The organism is Limnothrix sp. HT2024 (assembly GCF_059138625.1).
On the sequence record NZ_CM181121.1, the window covers coordinates 3,236,814 to 3,263,590 of the forward strand.

The following is a 26,777-nucleotide window of genomic DNA, read 5'->3' on the forward strand; positions in this document are numbered from 1 at the left end:
ACGGCGCAAATATAACGTTAGGAAATAGGGTCTGTCGTCATTTCCTAGGATCAGGCAGAAACGATTGATTTTACATGTCTCAGTCGTCGTAACAAGGGGCTTGAGCCTCTTGTCTTCCACGATCTGCCAACGGTGGAATCAGGGTTTCAGGCGATTTGACGACACACCCTAAGCTTCCTGATTTATTTCGTATTGCGGTATACGATTTATATCTCCACGATACCAAGGTTCCCGCCGGCCGGCGATCGCCCCCCTGTGGAATTTGTAAAAATTTCCTGACGGTTTTTCTGGCTCAGAAGTTTTTTGGCTCAGAAAATGTCCCCGGGGCGTTGGGTTGTCCAAATTGTCCCAGAAAGTGCCAGGGCCATTTCCTCAGAAAATTCGTTGAAGTTGTGGCTAATGGCTGCTTGTTCCTTAGCCATTTCTTTAAGAATCAACCGTAATCAACCAAAATCGATGGGCGATCGGGATGGTGATCCCATGCCATTCCCGATGAATGCTGGCGGCCGGCCCTATACGGCCCCTGCTGGACTATTGACCCAGACTAATCATGGTGGCGAATCACCACGGTGCAAACCCGATGGCGAATACAACGAAGCCTAAGGCTGTTTCCCATGGTTCATATTCCCGTGGTTCATGCCGTGGTGCATTAACCCGTTGCCCGTGGAATCCGTCGCCGTTGATCGCCCACATTGGCCACCGTTCGGGAACCAAGTCCCCAACCAGGTTTGCATCTGATCAATCTCCTGGCTTTGGGTGCGAATCACATCCTGAGCCATCGACTGCACGGGCGGATGTTTCACCAACTTGCCTTGAATCAGGCTTTGGGCCATCATCACCGCCCCTTGATGGTGCATCACCATATCTTGCAAGAACTGCTGATCCAGCGCATCCCCTTGCAAAGGTTCCAGAGGGCGCATCATGGGCTGGTAGGCCTGGGTGCTGGTTTGGTTGGGATACCAGGTTTGCAGCCATGTTTTCATTTGGCTCACCTCCCGGCTTTGGGCATCAATAATCGCTTGGGTAAATTGCCGCATTTCCAGCCGTTGGGTGCGATCGCGCACGAGCTTGGCCGTGTCGATCGCCTCCTGGTGGTGCGGAATCATGTGGCTGATGAATTCAAACTCGCTGCTCACCTGCATCGAGTGCATATGATGCGCCATGCCGCCGGCCGCGTCCCCGCCGGGAGGACAAAGGGCGGGGCTGGCCTGGGCGATGGGGTTGGAACCTTGGGCCGATGCGGCGGGTTGTTGGCCCCGCCATTGGCTAAATCCCCAACCCCCGATCGCGGCGGTGCTGGCGATCGCGAGGGACAGGCCCGCGAGCCATGGGCCTTGTTTGCCAGTCCATTTCATCGAATCTTGCTCCTAATTGATCAAAAACCATCAAAACCAAGACCGATCGGTTCAGTAATGCCCGCTCGATCAGGGGTTTCATTTCAGCATAGGAGTTGGAATCTGAATTGCGGGCAAGGGAACGGCGTGGTGAAGAAAAGCTAAGGAAAGCCCACAGCGACCCGGTTTGGAGTCTAGAACGGAGCCGTATTCTGCAATTTTGGGATATACCCCCCATGTCGGACGATTTGTTTAGCTTTACGGTCACCAACAACACCGATCAAACCATCCTGGAAATTTGGGTTTCGCCCGATGATGAGGAGTGGTCGCAGTTCGATTTGCCAGAAGAGGGAATTGCTTCTGGGGAGGGGGCAACAGTCACCTGGGCGGAGCATACGAATGATTCGCCCTGTGAGTGGTACATCAGCTTTGTGTTTGAGGATGAGTCGGAAAGCGAAACGGTGTTGGTGAATTTCTGCGAGGAGCCGAATATCACGGTCGGCTAGTCAACAATGAGCCGATCCACAACCTGGGGCGATCGACTGAAACCCGCATTGTTTCGCGGAGGTTGTGGATCGGTTGATCGGGCAAACCGACTATTTCCGATTACTTGGGCCGCCATCATTGCTCTACACGATCGCGTGCTGTGGCTCCTTTGTGTCACACCGCTATGGCCATGCCCATTCCCGATCGGCAATCCTGAGGTTTTGTTCTTTGACCCGATCATGCAAACCATGCGATCGCTGCTCCTGAGCCTGGCCTTGCTCTGCCTTGGCACGCCCGCCCTGGCCACCACCTGCGAAGAAAGCTTCGACAAAAAAGGCGACTTCTTCAACGGTTCCGCCTACTTCGCCCGCGTCCAAGTCCAAGGCCTATCCGTCGAAAGAGCCTTCTTTCAACTGCGGGTGATCTTGGCCCGCGAAGGCATTCGCACCCTCAGCACCGACGTAGCCAACGGTACGATGCGCGCCGAAAACCCCGCCACCGCCTTTCAACGGGCCTTGCCCATTGATGTATTTGCCTTAGCAGAAAACAACCAAACCACCGTCGAGATGGTGTTTACCCTGCCCAGCGGCGTGACCGCCAGCCGCGAAACCGTCAAGCGATATATCTGTGGAGCCCTCAATCAGCTAGAACCGCCTGCCCCAACCCCATAGGCCTGGGCCAGGGCGATCGCCCCCGATGCCATGGCGGTGTCTGGGGGAGTTCCGCCTGTTGCACCTTGCTATGGAAGGGCGCACACCAACCAGACCAGTCGGTGGCGAAAGGCTGAATTGATTAGTTTCGTGGGCCCTAGTAGGGTTGCCACAGGCGACGAAACCAACGACGAAAGGCCCGCCAAAGGCGTTGCCACCAGGGTGGGCCGGACGGACGCGGCGGGCGGGGTTGGTCGAACCGTTCCAACTCCCAAGGTTCCGGCTGGCGAGGTTCCTGCAATCTTGCCAAGTCCACCGAACCAAACGGCTCGACCACTTACAGTAGAGTTCGTAGGCGATCATTCACGTCATGAACACGGTACTGTAGCCCCAATTCTTGATAAATTTGCCGCGCCGCTTCGTAGTATTGTTTGGCTTCCCATTTTTTGCCCAACTTGGCTAAGTAAGTCCCTTTGTTTGCCAACGAATTTGCTTCTCCTTGCCGATAGCCGATTGCCCATTTAATTGCTAGGGACTGCTCGTGAAAGTCGATCGCCCGCTGATGCTCACCCAGGGAATTGTAAGCATTGCCCAAATTGTTTAATGAATTTGCTTCTCCTCGGCGATCGCCGATCGTACGAAAGATTGCTAGGGATTGCTCGTAAAAGTCGATCGCCCGCTGATACTCACCCAGGGAATAGTAAGCATTGCCCAAATTGCCTAGAGAAGCGGCTTCACCGTGGCGATTGTCGATCGCCCGTTTGATTGCTAAGGATTGCTCGTGAAAGTCGATCGCCCGCTGATATTCACCAAGGAACAAGTAAGCATTGCCTAGACCATTTAAGGCATATGCTTCACCGTAGTGATCGCCGATCGTACGAAAGATTGCTAGGGATTGCTCGTAAAAGTCGATGGACCGCTGATACTCACCAAGAGACTTGTAAGTATTGCCCAAGTTGTTTAAGGCATATGCTTCACCGTAGCGATCACTGATCGTACGAAAGATTGCCAGGGATTGCTCGTAAAAGTCGATGGACTGCTGATACTCACCAAGAGACTTGTAAGTATTGCCCAAATTGCCTAGGGAACCTGCTTCTCCTTTGTGATCGCTGATCGCACGTCTGATTTCTAGGGATTGCTCGTGAAAGTCGATGGCCTGCTGATACTCACCAAGGGAATTGTAAGCATTGCCCAGCCAGTTCAGTGCATAGGCCTTCTCATACTGATCGTCCAATTCACGAGCAATTTGCAGCGCTTGTTCACAAGCCACAATCGACTCGGGATAGTTGTTGTAATCCCGCTGATATCGCCTACCTAACTGATTCCAGAGGCGGGCTAGGCGGGGACGATTATTGGTGTTGGCCGTGATTGCGGCCTGCAAGTCTTCGAGGGAAAGAATGCTGTCGTCATCAGAATCATCGGAAAGAATGCTGTCGTCATCAGAATCATCACGGGCGATCTGGCCAAGGAAATCTGGGGAGCGAACCGGCCCCGTTTCCACAGGAGTTCGCTGGCGAAACTGAAATGTGCCCCGTCGCCAACTCCAAAAATCGGGAGCACGCTTGGCCATTTGCTTGTAGAGGCGCGGCGTGAGCCACAGGACGATCGGATAGGGAATTTGCCCGATCGCTTCCCGCGTCCATTGCAAATACCCAAAAAAGCGATCGATTTCCGTGGGGCTGTCGTCCTCGGCCTGCAAGTTCAACCCCGACAGGCCCCCCGCCCCGCGCACCATCAGCACGCTCGGCCGCCCCGCGCGGACGTGGGGGGCTGTGGTCAAGGCCCGTTCGATCGCCGCCCGCATACTAGGGTCGCGCCGCGCCAACTGCACCTCCACCGTGTGGATGCCCTCTTGTTGCAACAGCTCCACCTCACAGCGCCGGACGATTGTTTCCTCCTGGAACGGGTCATCACTCACCGCCACCAACAGGGCAGACATTCCCTTGCTGGCGGCAATGGTTTCAATTAACCGCTCAAAGGTCAGCTCATCTTGCAGCGCTGCATCATTCTGGGGACTGGTCATCGCTGTTGGTCAATCCTCGCCGCTTCAACAAATCCACCACCAACGGATTCACATCAAACCAATCATCCGCATTGCGATATTCCAACACATACAGCCACTGCAACAGATCCAAGAAGGTTTGGCGCTCTTGGTCGTCTTGGGCATCGTAGATATAGTGATGATAGATCTCCAGCAAAATTCGATAATTATTTTGGGTTAAGGGCGCAGCAATATCATTGCGTAATTCGTTAATCGCAAGCTGCAAGATTTCCTCATTGATTTTGAGATCCGCCAGGGTGCGATCGCGCCGCAATTTCAACAGAGCTTGCTGACAGCACTCATTGGCAATTCGGACTAATTCCCGCAGCACACCACCGCTCGTTACGGCGATTTTCCCGGCAATCCCTGGCTCCATCAAGTCCTGATCAATCCGCCGGTAGAGCGCTTCCGTCAGCTCTTCTATCACTTGAGGATTCGGGGGCACATCAGCTTTTCGACTGTCACCCCGCTTATAAAGCTTCGAGACTCGCATGAAGTGCATTTGGTTGTCTGAAGCAGTCTTCACGCTATTCAGCAATGTAATATCTCGTACTGCCCCGATCGGTACCGTGTACAAAATCCGAAAGCTAGGAGCAAAGAGAGCATTGACATTTTCATAATAGAGATTTCGAGCAACGGGCAAATCTAATTTATCTAGATCATCAATAATGACCAACAGCTCCTGCTGAGTTGCCAACTCAATCACAGAAGCGATGCCATCCAGTTGTTGAATTAAATCAAAAACACTACGCTCAAATTTCTTTTTAATTTCATCTCGCACTGATGAATCGGTTTTCATCTTGCCCTTAAAGAACACAAAATCAAACCCGGCTTCCACTTCGGCACTAATGGGCGTTTCGGTGACGGTTCGGGTGTGCTCGGCAAACCAATTTTCGATCCGCTTTCGTTGCTCTTGAGAAAGATCTACTTGCGCATCAACCGCCCGTTCCATAATTTGCAAGGCGATTGAAAACAGCAGATTCACATGGTTCACGTCCGACTGTTCCACCACATCGGCGATCGAGAACCGCACAATAAAAAAACGCTGTTCTGGGTCGGCATTCAGCCGCCGCTCCAAAGTGGCCAACAGGGTCGATTTTCCACATCCCCGGTGGCCTGCAAAGATGATTTTGTTGTGGGGTGCTTCGGCTAAGTCGATCAGATTTTCGAGTTCCGCGATCGACTCTTCGCCATACTCAATGCCAAATTGGGCGATCGCTTTTTCATCCAGCAGCGGTTGCAAGTTCAAGTTGCGATAGGCCTGACGAAAGCGGTCGCGCAGCAACGAGTTCGACATTGTTTTGATCCCAACAGTCCCAACCCAGCCAGTCTACGGCCAAAAACTAGTGGATGGATGATTGCCCCGCCGCTGCAAATTAAGCCAGGGTTAATCAACCGTTTGCGAGCTACGATCGCCCTAAGGACACATCCACCCCCAGCGATCGAGCGAGGAAAAGCCATGGGTAGTTACCGGCAAACGGCGATCGGGATTTTGGGCATCGGCATGGCCCTTATGGCCAGCCCCGTCCATGCCGAACCGGCGATCGTTCCCGCCAACGATGGCCTGGGCACCACCGTCCAACAACAGGGCAACCAATACAACATCGGCGGCGGCATCCGATCGGGCGATAACCTGTTCCATAGCTTTCAGCGGCTGGGCCTCAGTTCCCAAGAAATCGCTAACTTTTTGGCCACACCGGACTTGCGGGCGATCGTCGGGCGCGTCACTGGGGGTGAACCGTCCGTGATTGAAGGGCTGATTCGGGTCTCCGGCGGCCAGGCAAATTTATATCTCATGAATCCTGCGGGGATCCTGTTTGGGGCTGGGGCCCGGTTGGATGTGCCCGCTTCGTTTATGGCCACCACGGCCGATCGGCTGGGTTTCAGCGATGGCGGTTGGTTTCCTGCCCAAGGGCCCGTAGACTTTCGCGGCTTGAGTGGCTCCTTGCAATGGCTGGATTTTGTGAGCGATCGCCCTGGTCATCTGTTGAACTGGGGTTCCCTGGCCGTGGGCGAAGGACAAAATCTGTGGCTGTTGGGCGGTGGTTCCGTGGTGTCCACGGGCCGGCTGCAAGCTCCCGGAGGCAACGTGACCGTGGCCGCGATTCCCGGCACGAATCGGGTCAGGATTGCGCCCGATGGATCCACCTTGACCTTGGAAGTGGCCTTGCCGGAACCGGGGGCGATCGGGGGGCGATCACTGGCGGAATTGTTGGCCGGCAGCCCCACCGCCGCCGCGTCCCAGTTGGTGATCAATCCCGATGGCTCGGTGCTGTTGCAATCGGTTGCGTCGGGGCCCGTGGCCTTGCCCGATCGGGGTGTGGCGGTGGCCGGAAATGTGGACACCGCCCGCTCCACCGGCTCCGGCGGCAGCATCACGATCGGGGGCGATCGGGTGGGTTTGGTGGGGGCTAATTTGGAAGCCAGCGGCCCTCAGGGGGGCGGTCGGGTGCAAATTGGCGGCAGCGAACGGGGCAGCGGGAATCTGTTCAGCGCTTGGGCCACTTGGGTCGATCGGGCCAGCCAAATTCAGGCCAACGCCACCGATCGAGGGGCCGGCGGTCAGGTGATTGTTTGGGCCGATGGTTTGACTTGGTATAGCGGGGCGATCGCGGCCCGGGGCGGCCCCAACGGTGGCCCGGGTGGTTTTGTGGAGCTGTCGGCTAAAGGGGAATTGGCCGTGCGGGGAACGGTGGATCTGACGGCTCCCTTGGGTTCCTTGGGCACTCTGCTGCTGGATCCCCAGGATATTCGGATTGTGCCCGGTTTAGTGGGCATTGATGATTCACAACTGAGCGGTAATGTGCCCTCTGGCCAGCCAGAAAATCAGATCCTGCGAACCGATCAAGGCTTTTTTACGGGGCCACCCACTCCAGTGGACTTCACGATCAGTGAGGGGCGCTTGGAGCGGTTGTTGGGCACCGCTAACCTGATCCTGGAGGCGGAACGGGATATTTTCCTAGAAAATTTGCTCGATAATCGCCTCAGTCTCCAGATGGCCAATGGGGGATCCGTGCGGTTTACGGCGGGGCGCGATGTGCGGTTTTTGGATTCCGCCGATGTGTTGAGCACCTTGGGCGCACCGATCACCATTCAAGCGGGCGAGGCGATCTCGATCGGGGCGCTGGAAACCCAGGGCGGGGCGATCGACCTCTCGGCCGGCTCCAGCATCACCACTGGCTCCTTGCGCACCACCGGTAGCGCAGGTGGCCCGATCACCCTCAATAGCAGCAGCGGCTCCATCACCACGGGCGACATTAACACCATCGGCGGGGCGATTAACCTGTCTGCGCCGGGTAACCTGACCACCGGAGCCATCACCAGCCAGGGCCCGATCGGGGGGCAAGTGACATTGCGAACCTCGGGCGGGGCGATCGCCACGGGAGCCATCACCAGCAGCGGCAGTCAGTCCGGGGGAGCAGTCACGCTCAATGGCAGCACGGGGGTGACGGTGGGGGGCAATCTCCAGGCGATCGGCAACAATGGCAGCGGCGGCGGCGTAACGATCGACAGCAACGGCCCGATCGCCCTCAGTGGCGACCTGTCCACCAGTGCTCCGGTGATTGGCGTGGCCGGCAATGTGGCGATCGCCAGCAGCAACAACAGCGCCGCGATCGCCGGTTTGATCACGGCGGCGGGCAACGGCGGCGGCAACATCACCCTCACCGCCCAGCGGGCCCTCAGCTTTGGCAGCCTCAGCACCCAGGGACAAAACGCCGCCGGTAGCATCACGCTGATCAGCGCCACCGACCAGATCAGTGGGGGCAACCTGAACGCCAGCGGCAACAGCCAAGGCGGCAATCTTCAGGCCCGCGCCAGCACCGGCATCAGTTTGGGAACCCTGAATCTCAGCGCCATTGGCGGCAACGGTGGCAACGCCAACCTCACCCTCACGGGCCCGGGCGATGTGCAAATCACCAGCCTGAACGCCCAAGGGGGGAGTGATGGTCGGGGTGGCAGCGTGGATATTGTGAGCACGCGCTTTTTCCGGGCCCTGGGGGCTTTTATTGATCGATCGGGCGTTTTGACCAGCATTGCCACGGGCGGCAGCCAGGGAGGGAATGCCGTGCGCATCACCCATGGCGGCGGTTCCCAAACACCTGTTGTGCCTTTGGTGGTGGGCGAAACGCCCAGCAGCGGTGGCAATGGCTTGGCGGGCGGCGTATCCACCGGCAGCAGCACCATCAGCACCGGTTCCTTTCCGGGCCCCTTCACCCAGGGCAACATCGAATTCATCACCACGGGCGAGCCAGTGCCCACCCCTAGTCCCAGTCCTAGCCCCAGCCCCAGTCCTGATCCAAGCCCTACGCCTAGCCCAAGTCCCAGTCCTTCCCCCAGTCCCACGCCAAGTCCCACGCCGAGTCCCACGCCGAGTCCCAGCCCCACGCCCACACCTTCCCCGAGTCCCACACCTTCCCCGAGTCCCACGCCTTCTCCGAGTCCCACGCCGACTCCCGGTGGGGAGCCAGAAGCGAAGGGCGATCGCGCTGACCCGGAAGCGGTGCGCAGCGTGCAGCAACGGGCCATGGGCAACGGGGCGCAATCGGAAGACAATTTGACGGACGTTGAACAGGTGGCCCGTCGTCAAATCATTGACCACCTAAAAGACGGTGCTTCGGACAAGGCAGCGGTGGAAATCGATCGGCTCTATACCACCCTCACCAACGGCCATCTGGGTCGGGCCCTGAGCAACGATGTGCAAAGTTTTCCCGACCTTCAGGGCACATTGCGCCGTTTGGAGTCCAAAACGGGCCTGAAACCGGCGATTTTGTATACCTTCGCTCGCCCTGAGCAGTTGGATGTGATTTTGGTGATTCCCGATGCGCCACCGATCTATCGAGTGGTGCGCGAGGCCCAGCGCGATCGGGTTTTGAAGGCGGTGAATGATTTGCGAGCCGCCATCACCACCCCCGTAGCCCGCATCAGCAACACCTACCGCCCCCCGGCCGAACAGCTATACCGCTGGATTGTGGGGCCCGTGGCCGAAGATTTGGTGCGCCATCAGGTGGACACGATCGCCTTTTCGATGGATCGCGGGATGCGATCGCTGCCCGTGTCCGTGTTGCACGATGGCCAGCAGTTTTTGATTGAAAAATACAGCGTTGGGTTAATTCCCAGCATTAACCTGACCGATACGCAGTTTGAACCCATTCGATCGGCCCCGGTGCTCAGTTTTGGGGCCTCGGAGTTCACGGATTTGCCACCGTTGCCCGCTGTGCCGGTGGAACTGGCCACGATTCAGCGGCTCATTCCCCGGGACAAAACCTTTCTAAATGAAGAGTTCAACTTAGAAAACCTGAAGCGTCAGCGGCGATCGAACCCGTTCCCGATTTTGCATTTGGCCACCCATGCGGATTTTCGGCCCGGCTCTCCCCAGGATTCCTTTGTGCGGTTATGGGATCGACGGCTCGCGGTTAGTGATTTGCGCTACTTGGGGTTGGGCAGTCCGCCCGTGGAATTGTTGGTGCTGAGTGCTTGTCGCACGGCGATCGGGGATGAGTCGGCGGAGTTGGGATTTGCGGGCTTTGCGGTGGATGCGGGGGTGAAATCCGTGGTGGCTAGCCTCTGGTATGTGAGTGATGAGGGAACCTTGGGGCTGATGGCGGGGTTCTATGATGCCCTGCGATCGGCTCCCATCAAAGCGGAAGCCCTGCGCCGGGCCCAAATTGCCATGTTGCGGGGGCAAACTCGGGCCGAAGATGGGCGCTTGGTGTTTCCCGGTGGCGTTGTAGATTTGCCGCCGGAGTCGAGCAAGTTAGCGACTTTTTCCCTAGCGCACCCCTACTATTGGGCCAGCTTCACCACAATTGGCAGTCCTTGGTAATTTGCGGTCATCTCATCGATTTCAAATCGATCCCGAATCGATCTCCAGACGGGTCGATCGACTCCCCGGGCGATCGCGTTGCCCTTGGCGGCCACCAGTCCCAGCCCGCTATCCTGGCGGGAGGATTTGCCTGCGAATCAGCTAATCGTGGTGCATCTGTTGCTGTTTGGGTTTGTGTTGTCGTTGGTGTTTTGAGCTTTGCTTTGGTTTCAGCTTGGGTTTTAGTTTGATTGCCTTAGTTTGATTTTTGCTCTTGAGCCTGTCCTTGCCCGCCGCTGCTTTTTCCCATGACCGACTCTTCCGCTTCGGACTCGCAACCCACCCCCACTCAAACTTTCTGGGGCCGCCACCGCTCTAAGCTGCTGGCCCTGGGCCTGTTGGGGGCGATCGCCCTGGGATCCTTGCCGGGTTATGTGGCGGGCGGGGCCTGGCGCTGGCAACGGGCCGGCAACCCCAGCCAACTGAAAACCCTGCGGCAATTACCCAAACAGGGCTTAGCCATTCCCGGTTGGCAAACCCAGCAGATCAGCCAGCGCAGTTTGGGTGGTGAACAGTGGCTTTGGCAGCCGATCGAGCGGGTGCGGCCCCAAGGCTCGGGCGCAACCCCCAACGCCGCAGCCCAACGCGATCGCGCCGTGTTGCTGCTGATGCCCATGAAGCGCGGGCGCGATCGGCCCCAAGTGGAATGGACAGCCCTCGACTCCGGCAACTGGTTGGGCGACGGCCTGCAAACAGACTCAGAACAGACCTTGACCCTGACCCCGGCGGGCCTGCCCCCCTTCCGGGCTCGGCTGGTGCGGCTTTGGACCAGTCAGCATCAAACCTATTTCCTGTTGTCTTGGTATGCCTGGCCCCAAGGGGGCGACCCGGCCCCCAGCCAATGGTTTTGGCGTGATCAACTGGCCCAATGGCAACAGGGCCACACCCCTTGGGTTGCGGTTAGTTTGCTGTTGCCTACGGATAAGCCCTTGGATGAGTGGGATCAAAACTATCAAGCCCGCTTAACCGATTTGGCGCAACAGGTGCAGCAAGTCCTGTTGACGGGGCCGCTGAAACCCGCCCCACCCAAGGTCGATCGCTAGCGCCGATCGTGAATGATCGCTAATGGCTGAATCGCTCAATGGGGATTGCATTACTGCTCTTCGCGACTTGGATGCTGCTGATTGGATTCTTTAGAGTCCGCTGATTCTGCCGTTGCTGCCTTTTTCTGTCCTATGGCCCGTTCCTCCCTGCCCGCCCTGACCTTGGCCCTCAGCCGTTGTTTACCGATCGTCCTGCTCAGTAGTCAGGCGATCGCCGTCTTGGCCCAAACGCCTCGCCAGGGAGCGAATGGCTCAGGTTTAGATCGACCTGCCCATCAGCCCGCCAATCCGCTCGATCGCAATCCCGATCCGTCCGCCGCCGAATCCACCGCTGAAGTCGTGTTTCCGGACATTCCCCGATCGGGCCCCGATCGCCCCCAAATTCGATCGATCCAAGCGGCTCCCCAACCCAACCGGCCTCCCGCCACCCCAACAACTCCAGCCCAGCCGGCCCCCGGCCCGGCCCTGGCTCAACCCTCCGACCCCAACGCCGCCCCCGTGCCACCCTTGCAACCGGGGCAACCCATTCCCGACTGGCCCGAATCCTTAACCGCACCGCCCCCGGAGTGGCGGGTCTATCGTCTCTCGTCCTACGACACGATCGCCGTTCAGGTGCAAGGCTTCCCCGAACTCAACACCTCCACCATCGTCAATGTTCAGGGGCAGATTTCCGTCCCCCTACTGGGAATCGTCAATGCGGAAGGGCTAACCACCGCCGAACTGCAAAAGTTTCTGCAACAGGGGTACGAACGCTATCTCGTTAACCCGATCGTCACCGTCGGTGTGCTCACCCCCGTGAACCCTGACATTGTGGTCACCGGCGAAGTGGTCAAACCCGGATTCTATCGAGTGAGTCCCTTTGATACGGTCGTGACCGCCCTGGTGGCCTCCGGCGGAGCCACCGACTGGGCCGACCTACGGGCCATCAAAGTTCGTCGCCAACTGCCCGACGGCTCCACGATCGAGAAAAACGTGAACCTGCTCTCGCTGCTTGTGGAAGGGGCCCCGGAACCCCGGATTTATCTGCAAGATGGCGATGCGATCGTGGTACCTCGGCGCGAATCCGGCATTGATCCGGGCTATGACGCAGACCTGATGGCCCGCAGCAACGTAGCCCGTGCCGCCATTCGGATTCGGATGGTGAACTATGCCGGTCGCGGTGGCCTGGTCACCCTCACCCTGCCCAACGGCAGCACCTTCATTGATGCGCTCAATGGCGTGTCATTGGATACCGCCCGGCTCCGGCGAATTGCCCTCATTCGTTTTGATCCAGAACAGGGCAAACCGGTCACCCGAATTCTGGATGGCAAAGCTGCGTTTATGGGCGATCCAGCGAATAATCCTCCCCTGCGCGATAACGACGTGGTGGTTGTGAATCGCAATCTCATCGCTCGTGTTACCTATGCCTTGAACACCGTGACCCAGCCGTTCCGAGATGTCTTAGGGTTCCTGCTCTTTTTCCAACAACTGGATGAGGCGGCCACGTCCCTTTTTGGCCCCGGCGGTACGTTTGGAAGCCCTGCGACAACGGAAGAAGAAGGTAGCAGTAGCAATAATAATTAGCCAACAAGTAGATGGAGATGAAGTGGCAGTGAGGTACTGAAAAATCGAGATGATTTTCAAATAAATCTGACTTGACAAGTGATTAGCTCAATCATTCATTGATTTGATTAAAAATTGATTGACGATTTGGCAAATGTATTGACAATTCAACTGCCAGATTGATCATCGAATTTTCAATGAAGTTTGTGATCTAATTTTATTGGCAATTATCCAATTAAAAATTTGATCATTTGATTCTTGATTGATGACAATTCATTGGCTAATTAATGAAACTTAACTTACTCCTGATCTAATTTCAGTCTGATTGATGAATAAGTCTTCAGCCTGAAAATCGCCTGAATATGGACTCAGGAACTGTTTTCGGTTAATTTAGGCGATTTTGGGCGTAACACTCTTGTAACACTAAACCCATTCCAGATGATGGGCTGTTAGCATGAGCGGCTAAATCTGGCACGGAGACGTTAGTGATTTTTTGCACGATCGGTTGGAATAATCGTTGCCGCAGCTAAAGTCACTGGCTTAATCTCTCCAGTACTCTTTTGGGGCTTAGCATAGTTTATGAATAGCGATCTTTTTGGATCGATCGATGCAACGCAACGATCGACCGAAGCACTCAGTGGAAATCAGGGTGCAATTGTTCCTAATGGCACATTGGCAGATACCCTAAAGTTTTTGGGTGTCAATCAGGTTGGGAGCTTTTTAGGCGGCATTTCTAGCGATTGGTTCGTGAACTCCACAACCTTGCTCCCAGAGGGAGGCAGTGCAACACTTCCAGAGGGTGTAGATCCCCTGACAGGCGAATCGAGCGAGCGCATCAGGCGAGACAACAAACGCTACGAAGAATTGCTGGCGGCGGCCCTGGCTCGGTTTGGTTACAAGAGCATTCAACCGCAGCCGATCGTGGAGGTGCCTACCACCAGCCTTGACCCCTTGACGGGAACGCGTACCTTGTCCGGTCGCATCAACGATGATCAACCGATTGTCAGCTATGAGCTGGGCATTCGTGAAACCTCAACCCTCTCGGCCACATTGAGTGGCCTGAGTGCCGATTCAGATCTGTCCCTGTGGCAAGACTTAAACAAAAACCGCCTGTTTGAACCAGAAGAAGAATTGATCTTCTCGGAAAACGAAGGCACTGCTGCTGAATCCCTGACGCTGAATCTGTTCCCCGGCCAGTATTTTCTGGACGTGTATCAGTTTGAGGGGAACACAAACTTTAATTTGGCTCTCCAGCAAAAAGCAGTAGCGACTCCGGCTAGCGCGATCGGGCTATCCCTGGGCAATGCCACCAAGATTGGATCCCTGAGTGGTGTTGAGGATCGCACCGGGACTCTAACTTCCAATAAGAATGATCTCTATCAATTCTCACTCGGCAGTAACCGCGAACTCGGACTATTCCTCGACAAAACCAGTGCACCCGCGACGGTAGAGCTGTTTCGCGACCTCAACAACAATAATCGGCTTGATGCTGGCGAGATGCTGCAAACAGCCACTGCCACCGCAGGGCAAACCGGTGAAATTTATTTCCCACAACAGGCGGCTGGAACCTACTTTGCACGTGTCACCTCCACTAACAACACCAGCTATAGCCTGAGTTTGGAGGCTATAGGCAGCAGTTCCACTGGCTCAGAGACAATCGAAACCATCGCCCCTGGCCAGAGCCTTTCCGGTTCTATCACCTCCACTAGCCCTCTTAATCCAACCCGTGCTGGTGGAGCTAGAAGCCAGGACTTCTTGCTGCTTGATGTGGTTGGTAATCAACAAGTCAATGTGGCGGTGACAGGTCAAGGCACTTTTGATGCGGCAGTTCAAATTATTGATGAGGCAACGGGTCAAGTGGTTGCTGAAAACGATAACAGCAGCCCTAGTACCAAAAATGCAGCGATCTCCTTTACGGCCAAAGCTGACACTGACTACACTGTTCGCGTTACCAGCTTTGCCAGCGCAGCGGCGGCCACGGGTGATTTTAGCGTCAACGTCACCGGATCGAATACCGTCAGCGGTTCGATCTCCTTGGGTCAAAGTATTGGCGGTGCTCTGAGCACTGGATCGATTAAAGCAGTCGGTTTCTATCGTGCCGATTACAGTCTGGGTGGTCTCACACCTGGTCAAGCGGTGCAGCTCAATCTCACCTCCAGTGCCTTTGATGCTTACCTTGAAGTGGTAGATGCCTCTTCCGGGTTGGTCATTGCTGATAATGATGACATCAGCTTCCCGAGTAATACCAATGCACAACTGACCTTTACTCCAACGGCCGGTAAGAACTACATCGTGCGGGCCAGCAGTTCGCTTGAAGATCAAACCGGTAGCTTCACCTTGGCCGCAACGCCCGGGCGGCTCAACGAACCGCGCGTACGCCCCAGCTTGCCTACCTACTTAGGCGCTATCAAGAGTGCGCCTGTTCGAGCACAGGTTGAACAGTTAGCCAGTGATGAACAGCTTGATCGCAACGACTACCTAGCGATCTATGAAACGATGGCCAGTGACGGCACGATCGACAATAACGAAGAGGTTGACTTGTCCGTGTTGGCTCGAAAAACCGATGCGTTTAGCGTGTCCGAACCTACCCTCTATCTAGCTGGTAAAGTCGCAGCTCAAGTGTCTGCCTCTACAACCCTGTTGGATAGTGAGGAATTCAACAAGGTTGTGGGTACATGGTTCCGTGGTGCTTTCGGCCCTGCTGCCATCTTCAAGGATGATGATGAGCCAGATACTAAAACCTTTACGTATCAAGGTGTCCAAGGAACTCTCTACGGTGCAAAAGGTCAACCTGTGATTGGGGATCTGGCTCAGGAACCGTTTGGCAATTGCTACTACATCGCAGCTTTGGGATCAACATTTGGCCGTCAACCCCTTGGCCCTTCATCGGCGGAAGAACCCTTCCGGGGAACCGTTACTTCACAGGCTATTTTGAATGCCATCACCGATAATGGTGACAGAACCTACACCGTGCGGTTCTTCAACAGTGATACGGGCCGGGCAGAATACGTGACGGTCAACCAGTCTTTCATCACTGCTGAGGGCAAGATTGCTGGATCCACTAGAACCCAGAATCCGAATGATCCCAACAATGTGCTTTGGCCAGTTGTGATGGAGCGTGCCTACGCACAATGGCTGGGTAGCTACAACAAGATGGGCAATGGTGGCTCGGAGGCTGCGGCTCAAGGTCAGATTTTGGGTGGCAAGGCCCAGCGATACACCAACGATGCTAATGATGATCGTGGATATCCGGCTTACTCCTTCAGTATCATTCGGGATGCCTTGGCATCTGGCCGGTTCACCACCGCCTCAACTCCCAAAAAGGCTTCACTCCTGTACGGTACTCATGCCTATACGGTGACAGATGCCTTTGAAGAGGGTGGTCAGCAGTACGTGGTGCTTTATAACCCTCATGGTCAGGATAATGGCGGTACGGCAGGGGTGAGTGGCAATGCATCTGAAAAAGCAACTACTGAACCGCGTGAGGATGGTTTTGTCCGCTTGACCTATGAGCAGTTTCTGTCTGAAATTGAAGACTTTGCTGTGCTGTAGCGTTATGGTCGATCTGAGGTAGTGGGTGGGAAGACTGCCCGTGTCTCATCGCTACCCGAGGCGACTACAAAATTCCCATACTCAAGGCAGGCGATCGAGCGGATATTCCGACCCGATCGCCTGCCTATTGGTTAGCAGTTGATGAGAGAAACAGGGAAAAGCAATGGAGCAGATTGTGACAATAACGATGGCAATTATTGATAGTTCACAATCCGAGCAAAGCCGATCGGGTCAAGGCTCGCGCCACCAACCAACACACCGTTAATTTCCGGTTGAGCCATGATTTCATCAATCAACTCGGGCTTGACGGAACCGCCGTATTGAATCGGCAAGTCTTCACCATTGAGTTGATCGCGAATCCAGCCAATCACTCGGTTGGCCTCTTTGGATTCGCAGGTGTCCCCGGTGCCGATCGCCCAAATGGGTTCATAGGCAATCACCAAACTGCTCAGGTTCACGCCCACCAACCCCGCCTTCAATTGTTGGGCAATGTGGGTTTGGGTTTCGCCTGCGTCGCGCTGTTGTTTGGTTTCGCCCACACACAAAATCGGGATCAAACCGGCCGCTTGGGCCGCCTTCAATCGGCGGTTGACGGTTTCGTCGGTTTCACCAAAATATTGCCGCCGTTCGCTGTGGCCCACCACCACGTAGCGAACACCCAGTTCGGTCAGCATTTCAGCCGAAATTTCGCCGGTGTAGGCTCCGTTGGCTTCCCAATGGACGTTTTGCGCGCCGATGCGGATGCGGCTGCCGTGAAGAGCATTGGACAGCACGCTGAGATCCGTGAAGGGAACGCACAGCACAATTTCGCGATCGTCCGGGGTTTCGGCGATTTGCTCAACGAAGGGCTTCAAAAACTCCAGGGTTTCGGCCTGGGTTTTATACATTTTCCAGTTGCCTGCAATGACGGTCTTAGCCAAGGTTCGGGGTTGCCTATTGCGCTAGAAATTTCCTCCTAGAACCTTATCGGGTCGGGCGATCGCGGTCAATTCAGAAGCGAAGACCAACCGTCATCGATTGCTGGAACCGTTACGGGGCGGACTTGGGCGCGGGCTGGGTCGGTTGCCAGTGGGGGCGGTGGGGTTGGGCGGGGTCGATCGCGCCGGTTCCATCCGTTGCAGATAGGGGCCAGGATTTTGCGCCACCCAGCCCACGGAGGAGTTGTAGCGAACTTCAAACCACAGGCCACGGCTGCGGCCGTTGGCGGGGCGGCTGGGGATCGTGCCCAGGCGACTGCCCGCGTTGACCCGTTGCCCGCGCTGGACAGAGGTGGCCCCCAGGTTGGCATAGCGGGTTTGGCGGCCGCCCTGATGGTTGACCACCACCAGTTGCCCTGGATAGCCGGAGTTGGGGCCCACAAAGGCGACGGTTCCGGGCCCAACGGCCAGGACGACGGCGCTGGGTCGGGCTTCGAGGGTGATGTAACTGTTAAAGACGGCGGCTCCGGTGGGCCCCACTTGCCAGCCAAAGTCCGTTAGGGGGCGGCTAATTTCCGACAGGGGATAGCGCAGCAGGTCGTTGTCCGGGTCGCTGGCGCTGGGGGGCGCGCCGACTCCAGGGTCGATCGGGGACCAAAGCACACCGGGCACAAAGACCGATCGACCCGGTTGGGTCTGGCAACCATTGACCGTAAACAGGGAGTCGGCCCGAACGCGGTATTGCTGGGCGATCGATTGCCAATTATCGCCCGGTTGGGTTTCCACCCGAATTCCGTTAATGGGAGCAATCAAAATTTCCGTGCCGGGTTTGGGCAGTTGGCCGCCCCGCAGGTTGGGATTCAGGGCCAGCAGGGTGCTGGGCAGCAGGTTATAGCGACTGGCGAGGCTTTCGACGGTTTCTCCGGCGGCCAACCGATGGCGAACCAGTCGATCGAGCACCGCTGGGCCGCAGGGGTTGCTGTGGCCCTCGGGGGTGGGTGGTTCAGCGGCTTGGGCATGGGTGATGGGCATCAGAACGGGCCCCAGGGCGATCGCCCCCCAAAGCAACCAGCGCCAAGGGCCCGATCGCCCCTGAATGATCGATCGCTGAAGGGTCGATCGATCACCCGTTTCCTGGCTCCGGGTCTGGCCCAGCCCACCACCGACCAACGCAAATATCTCAGATACAATGAGGCCCATCTCGCCACCCAATGCCCAAAGCGGATACATCTTCCACGGTACGCATTTCACCATACGCATTCCACCATACGCATTCCAACAGGCTTCAGCAGCAATGACGGTGCAATCCGGCCCCGATCCTTCCGGCTTTCCCTCGGCGGATGAAGCTCGCGAAGAAGGTTTTGATCATTACCGCGATGATTACGATCGCGATGATTACGATACCGATTCCCGTGAGGTGCCCTTGTGGCCCACGCGCCGGATGCCCCGTTCCCCCGCCAGCCGATCGCCCCAAGACTTCACATCGGTGCTACGGGCAGCAGACCCCAGCGCCGGACAATGCGACCTCGCACCACAGCCCGACTTAATCGATTGCGTTGAGTTTTTGCGGAGTTTGCACCGCCCGATCGATCCGGCCGTGGCCGCCTTACCCCCCCTGGACACCGCGCCTTCGGAGCGCCAGGCGATCGAGTGGGAATACAAAATTGTGCGCGCCAAGCGCCCCCTCTTTGCCAATCCTGTCACCTTTGCCCAACTTTGTCGCGAAGAAGCCCTGGCCGGTTGGATTTTGTTGGAAAAGTTTGATGATCGCCGGGTGCGATTTCGCCGGCCGCTGCACTTGCGCGACGAACTGGACTTATCAGCTCTGCCCTTTGATCCCTATCGCACCCAATACCAAGGGCCCGGCTTCCGCAATTGGGGTTGGGGAATTGCCGCCCTGCTCGCGGCGGTCACCATTCCGGCCTATGCGGGCTATGCCTGGGTTTCGGTGCAACTGCTGGGCCCTTGGCGTGATGATTTGCCCCGTCCGGCCCAGCGGGTGGCTCCGGCTCCGCCCCTGAATCCTCCCGCTGAGTCGGTTCATGAATTGCCCGCGTTCCCCAACTCTTCCCGCGACCCTTCTTCATCCAATTCCAATTCCAGTGCCGACCTTTCTTCCCGATCGCCCCTGTCTCGATCGACCTAAGCGAGCAGCTCGCCTTGATTCCATTCATCACGCCCGGCTACCCGATCGCGCCCTGGCCCGTTGGATGACCGGTTCGATCTCCAGCCTCGCGATCGCCTGGGGAGCCGGGACTGGCCCCGCGATCGCGGCGGAAACCATCACCCTGCGCTACGGCCCTTTGGGGGGAGCCTTGCCGGTCACCGATTTGGTGACTTGGGCCGATCGGGGAGAACTCTCGGATGATTTGGAAACCTATTTGATCCTGAGCCAGCAACGACCCGATCGGGTGCGCCAAATTTTGACCCAACGGGTGACCATGCCTGCTGGGTTGCTCGATCGGGCCCTGGCCAGTTCCCAGGGCGCAATCCTGTTGGAGCAGTTGAGCCAAGTGTTGCAGGGGCCCAAACGCACCGACAACCATCAAAATCTCCGCCGGGCCCTGATGGCCGCAGCGGAGAATGACGGTCAAGTTTCCCTGTTGGAGTTACTGCAAAAGTACCCGACCCAAAATGTGGATCTGCGGGTCGATCGACTGGTGAATTTAGCGGAAACTTGGCAACAATGGCGCGATCGGGGTGGTCAGTGGCTAGAGCAGCTCAATCAATGGGGAGACCGACTGCGATCGCGCCTGTTGTTTTGAGAGGGCATCACTCTGGCGATCATTCCCAGGTCTTGCAACCCTAGCGATACAGCAGTCGATTCAGAATGTTGCGACCATTGGGCGAAAACACTTCCACCCGAATCGTGTCCGGATCCGACGGTTGCCAGCTCACTCGATAGCGATGGCCGCTATTGTTCCAGGTGTAGGTGCGGCGGCTGGCATTGCCGCCCACGGAAGCCCCGCTCAAAAACAATGAATCCCCGCTATTTTCATTGCGGCCGTAATAGGTAAGAGCGTTGCCTTGGTAAGCAAGGCGCACCGTCCATTCCCCATCGGAAAATGTGCCGGTGGGCAAGCTTTGGGCCAAAACCACCGACGGAGTGATCGCGCTTTCAATCACTGGAACTGCCAAACCGAGTCCAATGGCCAAGGCGATCGCCGGCAGAGACATCATCGACTGCTTCATAAGTTGGAAAACCTTGAGAAACGGATCAAGAACGGTTGAGGAACTGAGAAAAACAATCGGCAGAGATGTTACACACCCCCGCCGAGAAGATCCAACTCGATTTTTATCTACCGCTTCTGAACCCCAGAATATCGGTGAAATCCTGAGATGGAAAGGAGTTGTGACCGATCGCTCGCAATTTTTAACAGACTGTAGAACTTTGCATTGGTTAGTTACCAAAATGCGAGTTCTCTCGGCAATGCCTCCGTTTTTCCAGGTCTCGCGACGCAAACATCAGGGTTTCAGAAAGAAAACGACAGACCCTAGAGCCTGTCGCTTGTTCCTGGAATCCAGCAGAAATGGTTAATTTTCTATGCCCCAATCGTCGTAACAAGGGGCTGAAGCCCCTTGTCCCCCCCCGATCGGCTAACGGTGGCATCAGGGTTGTGGACTATTTAGCGACAAACCTTCAGCCCCTTGTCCCCCCCGATCGGCTAACGGTGGCATTAGGGTTGTGGACTATTTAGCGACAAGCCTTCAGCCCCTTGTTCTCCCCGATCGGCTAACGGTGGCATCAGGGTTTGAGGAATTGGAGGACAAACCCTAAGACAGTTGCCCGAAGTGGGTTTCAATCAGCTCGGGGATCCGATCGGGCGAGATCCGGGTGTGGCGGGTTTTGTCCGGAAGGGTCACCACCGCCGGGCCGCGGCTACATTCCTTGAGACAGCCCGTGGTTTGTACCTTGACCCGATCGCTCAGTCCCCGATCGGCCAACGCCTGGTTAATGGCCCGGCAAACGCCATCGCTGCCCCGCTTCCGACAACTGGACTTTTGACAAATCAGAATTCTGCCAACGGGGCGGTTGGAAGGGCCCGTGGTGGGGCGATCGGTTGAGCAATCGGTTGAGCGATCGGTTGGGCGCGCAAATGACCGATCGGGTGAGGTGGACTGTGCGGGCGGCGCGAAGGGGGCCCGTTGGGGCATGGGAGCCGCAGCGGGGCGCGTTGGGGGCGCTGCCGGTTGCCGAGTCCAGGGCAAATTGGCCGAACGACTGAAGGGCGATCGCCCCATGGGTTCCATGGGTTGCACCGAAGATCCCGTGAGCGCCTTGGCCTTGAACTTCACCCACCCTTTGTGGGGATGACATTTGGCCGTGCCCGCCAGGGAAACCCAACTGCCCACATGCAAGGTGTGGCCCAGGCGCGATCGCAACGGCTTGGCCAGCTTGATCTGTTCGATGCGTCCGTCGGTTTCGAGTTGAAGCGCCTTGCAGCGGCCGGCCTTGTCCGTGTGGGTGGCACAAATGCGACCGCTCAGTTGGAAAAATTGGCGTTTTTTAAAGGGATAAAAGACCGATTGCAGCCCAAGCCGAGGGGGCGTGGCGGGGTTGAAAGGATTATGGGCGTTATGCAAGGGGCGATCGAACGAAAACGGCTTCACGAAGTCCTCCAACTATCCAGAAAGATTTGCAATAAGGGAGGCTAAACAAAGGGGGCACGTCGATCGCCACCCCCGCTTCAGCCCATCAGGCTTGATTTATTGAGAAAACTACTCAATTAGAGTTTAGGGGATCTTGGCACACTTGCATCAGGGCGATTGAAAGAGTTTGCAAGAGGTTGCCTGAGCACAGTTGGATGGGTTAATGGCGGATTAACGTTTGATTAATGGGGCGATCGGATATGGGTCGCCCCCTAGCCATTTATTACCCTATTCCCTCGCAATGCAAATTTGCGTCGAACGTTTCACGGTCACCAAGCGATCGCCCCTCACCATCAGTCGCGGCACCAACCACGGCAACACCAATCTCTGGCTGCGGATCTTTGCAGAGGGCTACGAAGGGTGGGGCGAGGCTTCCCCGGTGGTGCATGGGGCCCACGCCCAAACCACTGAGGCCTTGGCCAAAGCTCTGGAGTCGATTGGGCCAAAACTGGCCGGCTGCCACCCGCTCGATCGCCAGCAAATTGCCGATCGGGTGCGCTCACTGCCTTCGGCGGCCCGGGCGGCGATCGATCTGGCCCTGTGGGACTGGGTGGGCAAGCGATCGGGGTTGCCCCTGTGGCAACTGTGGGGGGGCGATCGGGAACGGATTCCGCCCATTTCCGTAACGATCGGGATTGGCTCTCCCTCCGCGGCCCGGGAGCGGGTTCAACAGTGGCGATCGGTGATTGCAACCCCTTGGCTGAAGCTGAAGCTCGGTAGCCCTGAGGGGTTGGCGGCCGATCGGGCCCTGGTGGAGGCCGTGTTGGCGGAAGCACCAGCGGCCAAGATTTTGGTGGATGCCAATGGGGGCTGGGACTTGGCCGGGGCGATCGAAATGGCCCGCTGGTTGGCCGATCGGGGCGTGGTGTATCTGGAACAGCCCTTGCCGGTGGGCCAAGAAACCCAACTCGCGGAACTGAAGGCGCGATCGCCCCTGCCGATTTTTGTGGATGAAAGCTGTTTTGATGAGCGAGATATTCCGCAGCTTGCGCCCCACATCCACGGCATTAACATCAAGCTGATGAAATCCGGCGGACTGACGGCGGCCAAAGGGCTGATGGCCACGGCGCGGGCCTGTGGCTTGCAAGTGATGTTTGGCTGCTATTCCGACAGTGCCTTGGCCAACACCGCCGCCCTGCATTTGGGCCCCTGGGCCGACTACTTGGACTTGGATAGTCATCTGAACTTGATGGACGATCCCTTTGTGGGCGCGGCGATCGCGCCCGGTGGTCGATTGTTGCCCCCGATCGAGCCAGGGTTAGGGGTGCAACGGCGCGATCAACCCGCCATTGAAGAACCTTAGGCAGCAGCAGCCCCCGATCGAGGCCCGTGGGGAGATCTAGGCCGTTGGGGCTGGTGAAATCAACGACACAATCACGATCGCACCCTCGCCTTGGGCCACCTCTGCTCGCAAGTTGGGGCCAAAGAAGCGCTCAATCTTGTCTCGCTTGGTCTGCCAGGTTTCAAAGGGCATTTTTGGAGATTCAAACTCCAAGATCAGCCCATAATCTCCCTGCAAATCCACTTCTTCCACACTGACCAACTTGGGCCGTTCAGGATCCGTGGGGGCCAAGCCCAAACGCTCCAACGCCAAGGAAAGATGGGCCTCTTCGCCGTAACGATAGCGGGTTACGTCCTTGCGGACTTGGTTTTGGGTGGGCGTGGCCAGGCGATCGCGCAGGGCGACCACTGCCGGAGACGTGGGAGTTTTGTAGGCGGCTGGTTTCAACTCCGCAGCCTTCAGGGCCAAGCCCCCCAACAGCACCGGCACGCCATAAAAAAAGGTGATCAGATTCAGGGTTGAGTTACCAATGACGTAGGCCACTGCCGCGATCGCCGTTAAGGCTCCACCGGCATAAAGCAAAATTCGAGCAAGGGGAAGGCTGCCAAACACGATCGCGTTCCATTCGTGAACTAATGTAAATTCTGAGATGGAATGGCCCATTCGTCCAGCGGATGGGGCGATCCCCAACTCCGCACCAATAGGACTGGACAGCCGGCCCGAAACCTTTTGCCCCAACCCTTTAGAACGCCCCAGTAAAGCTGAGGATGACTCTGCCATGGATGTGCAAGTGCTGAAAGATCAGGTGCGATCGATTGTGGCCAAACGGGATTATCTATTGTCTCTGCTCGATCGAGCCGATTTGGGCCCGATTCGGATTGATGTGAACCAGGCCTTGGAAGAATTGGATGATTTGATTGCGGAATATGAGGAAGCGTTTCCCGGCGAGGCGATTCCCCAGATTTAATTTCCCAGGTCTAATTCCCCAAACCTAGGGGGCGCGATCGATTCAAACCCCGATCGACGGCAGGGACTTAAACCAGCGAGGCCCTAAAAACAATGGGCTAGCAGGTCTTGGGCGGCGGATAGTCCCGATCGCAGGGCCGCTTCCAGGGATTGCCCCGGGGGATGAGCAACACACCAGTCCCCCGCCACCGCCAGGGCCCGATCGGGATCAATCCAGCACCCCTCAGCCAATGGGTTACGGGCGATCGCGTAGCGCCAGCGGTGTACCTGAATCCATTCGGGCTGTTGCAGATCCAAGCCCAAATCAGCCCCGGCCCGATCGAGCAGCGCTTGCCCCACGGCCTCCAGGGTGGGCACATCCCACAGCCGCTCGGCCACCGCGGCCGAACTTTGCAACAGCAACACCGGTTGCCCCATGGCCCAGATCCCGTCGGCCTTGCTGTCTTCGCGGGCTAACCAGCGCCAATCGGTGGGAATTTGGGCCCGAATTCCCTGCCAAGCTTTCCCTCCGGGCAACTGCAATTCCCGATCGGGGGGATAGGCGGCCGTGACGCTGAAGCAGGGATCGAAGGTCACTTGGCGGGCCCGCTTGGCCCAGTCGGGAGCCACCGACTCCAGCAAGTCTGCCGCCTGGGGAGCTGGAATGGCCAGCACGATCGCCCCAGCAGTCCAAAATTCCTGCTGTTCCTCCGGTTCGATCGCCGCCGGAAAATCACACTGAATCGTCCAAGGCTGTCCCGGGTTTGCCGGAGCCGTCAGGGCAATGGCCCGGTGGCCACGGGCGATTGTTAACCCAGTGGCCAACTGCTTGGCCGCGCTGCTCAAGCCAGTGGGCATGGCCCAGCGTTGATCCCCTGGGATGGTCTGCAAGCCCTCGGCGGTCAGGTGATGGAGCGGTTGGGGCCAAGGTTGCAGGTCGCAGGTGCTTTGCAGTTCCTGAATCCAAGCATCGGTTAAGGGCCCCTGGGGTTCCAGGTAGGGCACACCCCGATCGGCCCGACTGTCCAAATGGCGACGGGTATTTAGCCGCCCACCCAGACCCCGGGACTTTTCCAGCACCACGACCGATCGCCCGGCCGCCTGAAGATGGTGAGCTGCCGTGAGTCCCGCCAAACCTGCGCCAATCACCACGACAGAATTAGAGGGAGTTAAAGCCGGGGGGAGCGTTGTCATAGGGGCTTGATATCGGGGCGATCGGGCCAGGAATTTTACGGAGACTTTGCGTTATTTTTGGGGCAACCCAGCATCACTGGCCAAACGGTCAAGCCAACTGTCAGGGTTAACTGAACTTCAGATACCAAAGACGGAATGCAAAGAAAATCTAAAGATTGTAGCGAGATTTTGCGCCAAGGTCATGGGCGTTTTCCCATCCCTTTGTACAATGGGGCTGACCCCAAGGCGAAGCAAATTTAGGCGTTGAGTTGTCATTCCTGCGCCCTTGTGTAACACCCTTGGGAACGATTGGCGCTGACTCACCCAAGCCATAGAAACCAAGCCATAAACAGGCTATTAGCGAGCCATTCATTGGCGATTCAAACGCTATTTAAACGCTGGCAATCACGCTGAAAATGATGCGGAGTGGGGGCTGTGGACGAACTGCGAGCAGCATTGGAATTAGCAACTAATGATGAGTTACGCGAACTGACGGAGATGCTGTTCGCGCGGAAGTTTAACCCCTTGGACTACGTTGCCACGCCCGATCCCCTGTCGGTACAGAGCCGCGATCGGGATGCTTGGTTAGATGCGATCGACCGTCGATTTCGCTACTTGGCCGCCGACGGGTTAACGGTGTTGCGGGGGCGGTTCCATGAGGTGACCTACCGCGATGTGTTGGTCAGGGTTTGCCAACATCTGCGATTGCCCTACGGTGAAACCTGGACAGCCACGGAACTGGAGGCGGAAGTTTTTCTACACTTGCTCGATCGGGCCTGGAAGCGATTGCCCAAGCGCCAACGGGCCGCCCTGACCAAGGATTTGCAACGGTCGATCGCCACGATTCCCGGTGTAGATGCCATTCCCGCAGCCCTGCGGCGCGATCCGGTGCGGCTGCTGTTGGAAGGGGGCGGCGCGATCGCCCTGGATGCGGTGGTGCGGCCCCTGGTGTTGCGGCAAATTGCCCAACAGTTTGTGACCCACATGGTGCGATATCAGTCGGCCCAGGTGGCGATCGCGGCTTCCGGCGGTGCGGCGGCGGCCCTGGAAACCCAAGTGGCGGCCAAGATGGCCCAGCGGGGGATGATGATGACGGCCGCTCGCTATGGCGCTGCGCAAACGGTGTTGGCAGTGATGGGGCCCCTGATGTGGGGCTGGTTTTTTGCAGATTTGGGTTGGCGAACGATCGCCACCAACTACGGGCGGATTGTGCCGGCGGTGTTTGCCCTGGCCCAAATTCGGATGACGCGCGGCGATGACGCGATCGCCTACGGATTTGCCTAGGGAGCGAGCCTAGGC

General features: G+C 57.2%; 21 protein-coding genes. 11 read left to right on the top strand and 10 right to left on the bottom strand.

Annotation, left to right across the window (positions count from 1 at the left end; genetic code table 11):
- Nucleotides 1-599: 599 nt before the first annotated feature.
- Nucleotides 600-1,355: a DUF305 domain-containing protein gene (locus AC2IAX_RS13125; protein ID WP_494387874.1), complete on the bottom strand. Its 756-nt coding sequence runs from the start codon at nucleotides 1,353-1,355 to the stop codon at nucleotides 600-602.
- A gap of 215 nt (nucleotides 1,356-1,570) precedes the next feature.
- Between AC2IAX_RS13125 and AC2IAX_RS13130 the strand changes: the two genes are divergently transcribed.
- Together AC2IAX_RS13130 and AC2IAX_RS13135 are read left to right on the top strand one after the other, a co-directional pair.
- Entirely contained in the window at nucleotides 1,571-1,840 is a 270-nt protein-coding gene (locus AC2IAX_RS13130; RefSeq protein WP_494387875.1) for a hypothetical protein, read from the top strand.
- 6 nt (nucleotides 1,841-1,846) lie between these two features.
- Nucleotides 1,847-2,491 (top strand): hypothetical protein, encoded by a 645-nt coding sequence (locus AC2IAX_RS13135; RefSeq protein ID WP_494387876.1) that lies wholly within the window; start codon nucleotides 1,847-1,849, stop codon nucleotides 2,489-2,491.
- A 136-nt stretch (nucleotides 2,492-2,627) separates the two neighbouring features.
- On the opposite strand, the gene AC2IAX_RS13140 is transcribed toward AC2IAX_RS13135, so the two are convergent.
- The 3 genes from AC2IAX_RS13140 to AC2IAX_RS13150 are packed head-to-tail and all read right to left on the bottom strand — an operon-like array spanning nucleotide 2,628 to nucleotide 5,808.
- The gene (locus AC2IAX_RS13140) at nucleotides 2,628-2,807 is read right to left on the bottom strand and encodes a hypothetical protein (RefSeq protein ID WP_494387877.1); all 180 of its coding nucleotides are present in this window, start codon (nucleotides 2,805-2,807) and stop codon (nucleotides 2,628-2,630) included.
- Entirely contained in the window at nucleotides 2,808-4,493 is a 1,686-nt protein-coding gene (locus tag AC2IAX_RS13145; RefSeq protein WP_494387878.1) for a tetratricopeptide repeat protein, read from the bottom strand.
- Nucleotides 4,474-5,808 carry a P-loop NTPase fold protein gene (locus AC2IAX_RS13150; protein WP_494387879.1) on the bottom strand — a complete coding sequence of 445 codons (1,335 nt, stop codon included), beginning with the start codon at nucleotides 5,806-5,808 and terminating at the stop codon, nucleotides 4,474-4,476. Before AC2IAX_RS13150 ends, AC2IAX_RS13145 begins: the two co-directional genes overlap by 20 nt.
- Nucleotides 5,809-5,970: 162 nt before the next feature.
- Between AC2IAX_RS13150 and AC2IAX_RS13155 the strand changes: the two genes are divergently transcribed.
- The 4 genes from AC2IAX_RS13155 to AC2IAX_RS13170 all read left to right on the top strand — a co-directional run bounded on the left by AC2IAX_RS13155 (nucleotide 5,971) and on the right by AC2IAX_RS13170 (nucleotide 16,511).
- Complete coding sequence (locus AC2IAX_RS13155) at nucleotides 5,971-10,335, top strand: CHAT domain-containing protein (RefSeq protein WP_494387880.1); 4,365 nt, start codon at nucleotides 5,971-5,973, stop codon at nucleotides 10,333-10,335.
- A gap of 287 nt (nucleotides 10,336-10,622) precedes the next feature.
- Nucleotides 10,623-11,417, top strand: a complete 795-nt coding sequence (locus AC2IAX_RS13160) for a cyanoexosortase B system-associated protein (RefSeq protein ID WP_494387881.1) — start codon at nucleotides 10,623-10,625, stop codon at nucleotides 11,415-11,417.
- Between the two features lie 132 nt (nucleotides 11,418-11,549).
- On the top strand, nucleotides 11,550-12,980 hold the full coding sequence (locus AC2IAX_RS13165; protein WP_494387882.1) for a polysaccharide biosynthesis/export family protein: 1,431 nt from the start codon (nucleotides 11,550-11,552) through the stop codon (nucleotides 12,978-12,980).
- 558 nt (nucleotides 12,981-13,538) lie between these two features.
- Nucleotides 13,539-16,511: a C2 family cysteine protease gene (locus AC2IAX_RS13170; RefSeq protein WP_494387883.1), complete on the top strand. Its 2,973-nt coding sequence runs from the start codon at nucleotides 13,539-13,541 to the stop codon at nucleotides 16,509-16,511.
- 194 nt (nucleotides 16,512-16,705) lie between these two features.
- Here the strand turns inward: AC2IAX_RS13170 and tpiA are convergent, their stop codons facing one another.
- Nucleotides 16,706-17,431, bottom strand: coding sequence for a triose-phosphate isomerase (tpiA, locus tag AC2IAX_RS13175; protein WP_494387884.1), 726 nt, complete (start codon nucleotides 17,429-17,431; stop codon nucleotides 16,706-16,708).
- A 90-nt stretch (nucleotides 17,432-17,521) separates the two neighbouring features.
- A complete protein-coding gene (locus tag AC2IAX_RS13180) occupies nucleotides 17,522-18,628 on the bottom strand; it encodes a peptidoglycan DD-metalloendopeptidase family protein (protein ID WP_494387885.1) in 1,107 nt (368 codons plus the stop codon).
- A gap of 94 nt (nucleotides 18,629-18,722) precedes the next feature.
- Here AC2IAX_RS13180 and AC2IAX_RS13185 point away from each other — a divergent pair, with 94 nt between their 5' ends.
- Nucleotides 18,723-19,574, top strand: a complete 852-nt coding sequence (locus tag AC2IAX_RS13185) for a hypothetical protein (protein ID WP_494387886.1) — start codon at nucleotides 18,723-18,725, stop codon at nucleotides 19,572-19,574.
- Nucleotides 19,531-20,193, top strand: coding sequence for an alpha/beta hydrolase (locus AC2IAX_RS13190; RefSeq protein WP_494387887.1), 663 nt, complete (start codon nucleotides 19,531-19,533; stop codon nucleotides 20,191-20,193). Before AC2IAX_RS13185 ends, AC2IAX_RS13190 begins: the two co-directional genes overlap by 44 nt.
- 40 nt (nucleotides 20,194-20,233) lie before the next feature.
- On the opposite strand, the gene AC2IAX_RS13195 is transcribed toward AC2IAX_RS13190, so the two are convergent.
- Both AC2IAX_RS13195 and AC2IAX_RS13200 read right to left on the bottom strand, forming a co-directional pair.
- On the bottom strand, nucleotides 20,234-20,620 hold the full coding sequence (locus tag AC2IAX_RS13195; protein ID WP_494387888.1) for a hypothetical protein: 387 nt from the start codon (nucleotides 20,618-20,620) through the stop codon (nucleotides 20,234-20,236).
- A gap of 582 nt (nucleotides 20,621-21,202) precedes the next feature.
- A complete protein-coding gene (locus AC2IAX_RS13200) occupies nucleotides 21,203-22,039 on the bottom strand; it encodes a (2Fe-2S) ferredoxin domain-containing protein (protein WP_494387889.1) in 837 nt (278 codons plus the stop codon).
- A 280-nt stretch (nucleotides 22,040-22,319) separates the two neighbouring features.
- On the opposite strand from AC2IAX_RS13200, the gene AC2IAX_RS13205 reads away from it, so the two are divergent.
- On the top strand, nucleotides 22,320-23,381 hold the full coding sequence (locus AC2IAX_RS13205) for a dipeptide epimerase (protein ID WP_494387890.1): 1,062 nt from the start codon (nucleotides 22,320-22,322) through the stop codon (nucleotides 23,379-23,381).
- Nucleotides 23,382-23,417: 36 nt separating this feature from the next.
- Here AC2IAX_RS13205 and AC2IAX_RS13210 read toward each other — a convergent pair whose 3' ends face one another.
- The gene (locus AC2IAX_RS13210) at nucleotides 23,418-23,972 is read right to left on the bottom strand and encodes a DUF2854 domain-containing protein (RefSeq protein ID WP_494390386.1); all 555 of its coding nucleotides are present in this window, start codon (nucleotides 23,970-23,972) and stop codon (nucleotides 23,418-23,420) included.
- 166 nt (nucleotides 23,973-24,138) lie between these two features.
- Between AC2IAX_RS13210 and AC2IAX_RS13215 the strand changes: the two genes are divergently transcribed.
- Entirely contained in the window at nucleotides 24,139-24,327 is a 189-nt protein-coding gene (locus AC2IAX_RS13215; RefSeq protein WP_494387891.1) for a hypothetical protein, read from the top strand.
- An 83-nt stretch (nucleotides 24,328-24,410) separates the two neighbouring features.
- On the opposite strand, the gene AC2IAX_RS13220 is transcribed toward AC2IAX_RS13215, so the two are convergent.
- Nucleotides 24,411-25,499 carry an NAD(P)/FAD-dependent oxidoreductase gene (locus AC2IAX_RS13220; protein ID WP_494387892.1) on the bottom strand — a complete coding sequence of 363 codons (1,089 nt, stop codon included), beginning with the start codon at nucleotides 25,497-25,499 and terminating at the stop codon, nucleotides 24,411-24,413.
- A 414-nt stretch (nucleotides 25,500-25,913) separates the two neighbouring features.
- Here AC2IAX_RS13220 and AC2IAX_RS13225 point away from each other — a divergent pair, with 414 nt between their 5' ends.
- Nucleotides 25,914-26,762, top strand: coding sequence for a YaaW family protein (locus AC2IAX_RS13225; protein WP_494387893.1), 849 nt, complete (start codon nucleotides 25,914-25,916; stop codon nucleotides 26,760-26,762).
- The last annotated feature ends 15 nt before the right edge of the window (nucleotides 26,763-26,777 follow it).

What these genes read in the sequence shown, in the direction of transcription:
- AC2IAX_RS13125 (WP_494387874.1), bottom strand. Translation starts at nt 1,355, where the DNA reads ATGAAATGGACTGGCAAACAAGGCCCATGGCTCGCGGGCCTGTCCCTC.
- AC2IAX_RS13130 (WP_494387875.1), top strand. Translation starts at nt 1,571, where the DNA reads ATGTCGGACGATTTGTTTAGCTTTACGGTCACCAACAACACCGATCAA.
- AC2IAX_RS13135 (WP_494387876.1), top strand. Translation starts at nt 1,847, where the DNA reads ATGAGCCGATCCACAACCTGGGGCGATCGACTGAAACCCGCATTGTTT.
- AC2IAX_RS13145 (WP_494387878.1), bottom strand. Translation starts at nt 4,493, where the DNA reads ATGACCAGTCCCCAGAATGATGCAGCGCTGCAAGATGAGCTGACCTTT.
- AC2IAX_RS13150 (WP_494387879.1), bottom strand. Translation starts at nt 5,808, where the DNA reads ATGTCGAACTCGTTGCTGCGCGACCGCTTTCGTCAGGCCTATCGCAAC.
- AC2IAX_RS13155 (WP_494387880.1), top strand. Translation starts at nt 5,971, where the DNA reads ATGGGTAGTTACCGGCAAACGGCGATCGGGATTTTGGGCATCGGCATG.
- AC2IAX_RS13160 (WP_494387881.1), top strand. Translation starts at nt 10,623, where the DNA reads ATGACCGACTCTTCCGCTTCGGACTCGCAACCCACCCCCACTCAAACT.
- AC2IAX_RS13165 (WP_494387882.1), top strand. Translation starts at nt 11,550, where the DNA reads ATGGCCCGTTCCTCCCTGCCCGCCCTGACCTTGGCCCTCAGCCGTTGT.
- AC2IAX_RS13170 (WP_494387883.1), top strand. Translation starts at nt 13,539, where the DNA reads ATGAATAGCGATCTTTTTGGATCGATCGATGCAACGCAACGATCGACC.
- AC2IAX_RS13180 (WP_494387885.1), bottom strand. Translation starts at nt 18,628, where the DNA reads ATGGGCCTCATTGTATCTGAGATATTTGCGTTGGTCGGTGGTGGGCTG.
- AC2IAX_RS13185 (WP_494387886.1), top strand. Translation starts at nt 18,723, where the DNA reads ATGACGGTGCAATCCGGCCCCGATCCTTCCGGCTTTCCCTCGGCGGAT.
- AC2IAX_RS13195 (WP_494387888.1), bottom strand. Translation starts at nt 20,620, where the DNA reads ATGAAGCAGTCGATGATGTCTCTGCCGGCGATCGCCTTGGCCATTGGA.
- AC2IAX_RS13205 (WP_494387890.1), top strand. Translation starts at nt 22,320, where the DNA reads ATGCAAATTTGCGTCGAACGTTTCACGGTCACCAAGCGATCGCCCCTC.
- AC2IAX_RS13215 (WP_494387891.1), top strand. Translation starts at nt 24,139, where the DNA reads ATGGATGTGCAAGTGCTGAAAGATCAGGTGCGATCGATTGTGGCCAAA.
- AC2IAX_RS13220 (WP_494387892.1), bottom strand. Translation starts at nt 25,499, where the DNA reads ATGACAACGCTCCCCCCGGCTTTAACTCCCTCTAATTCTGTCGTGGTG.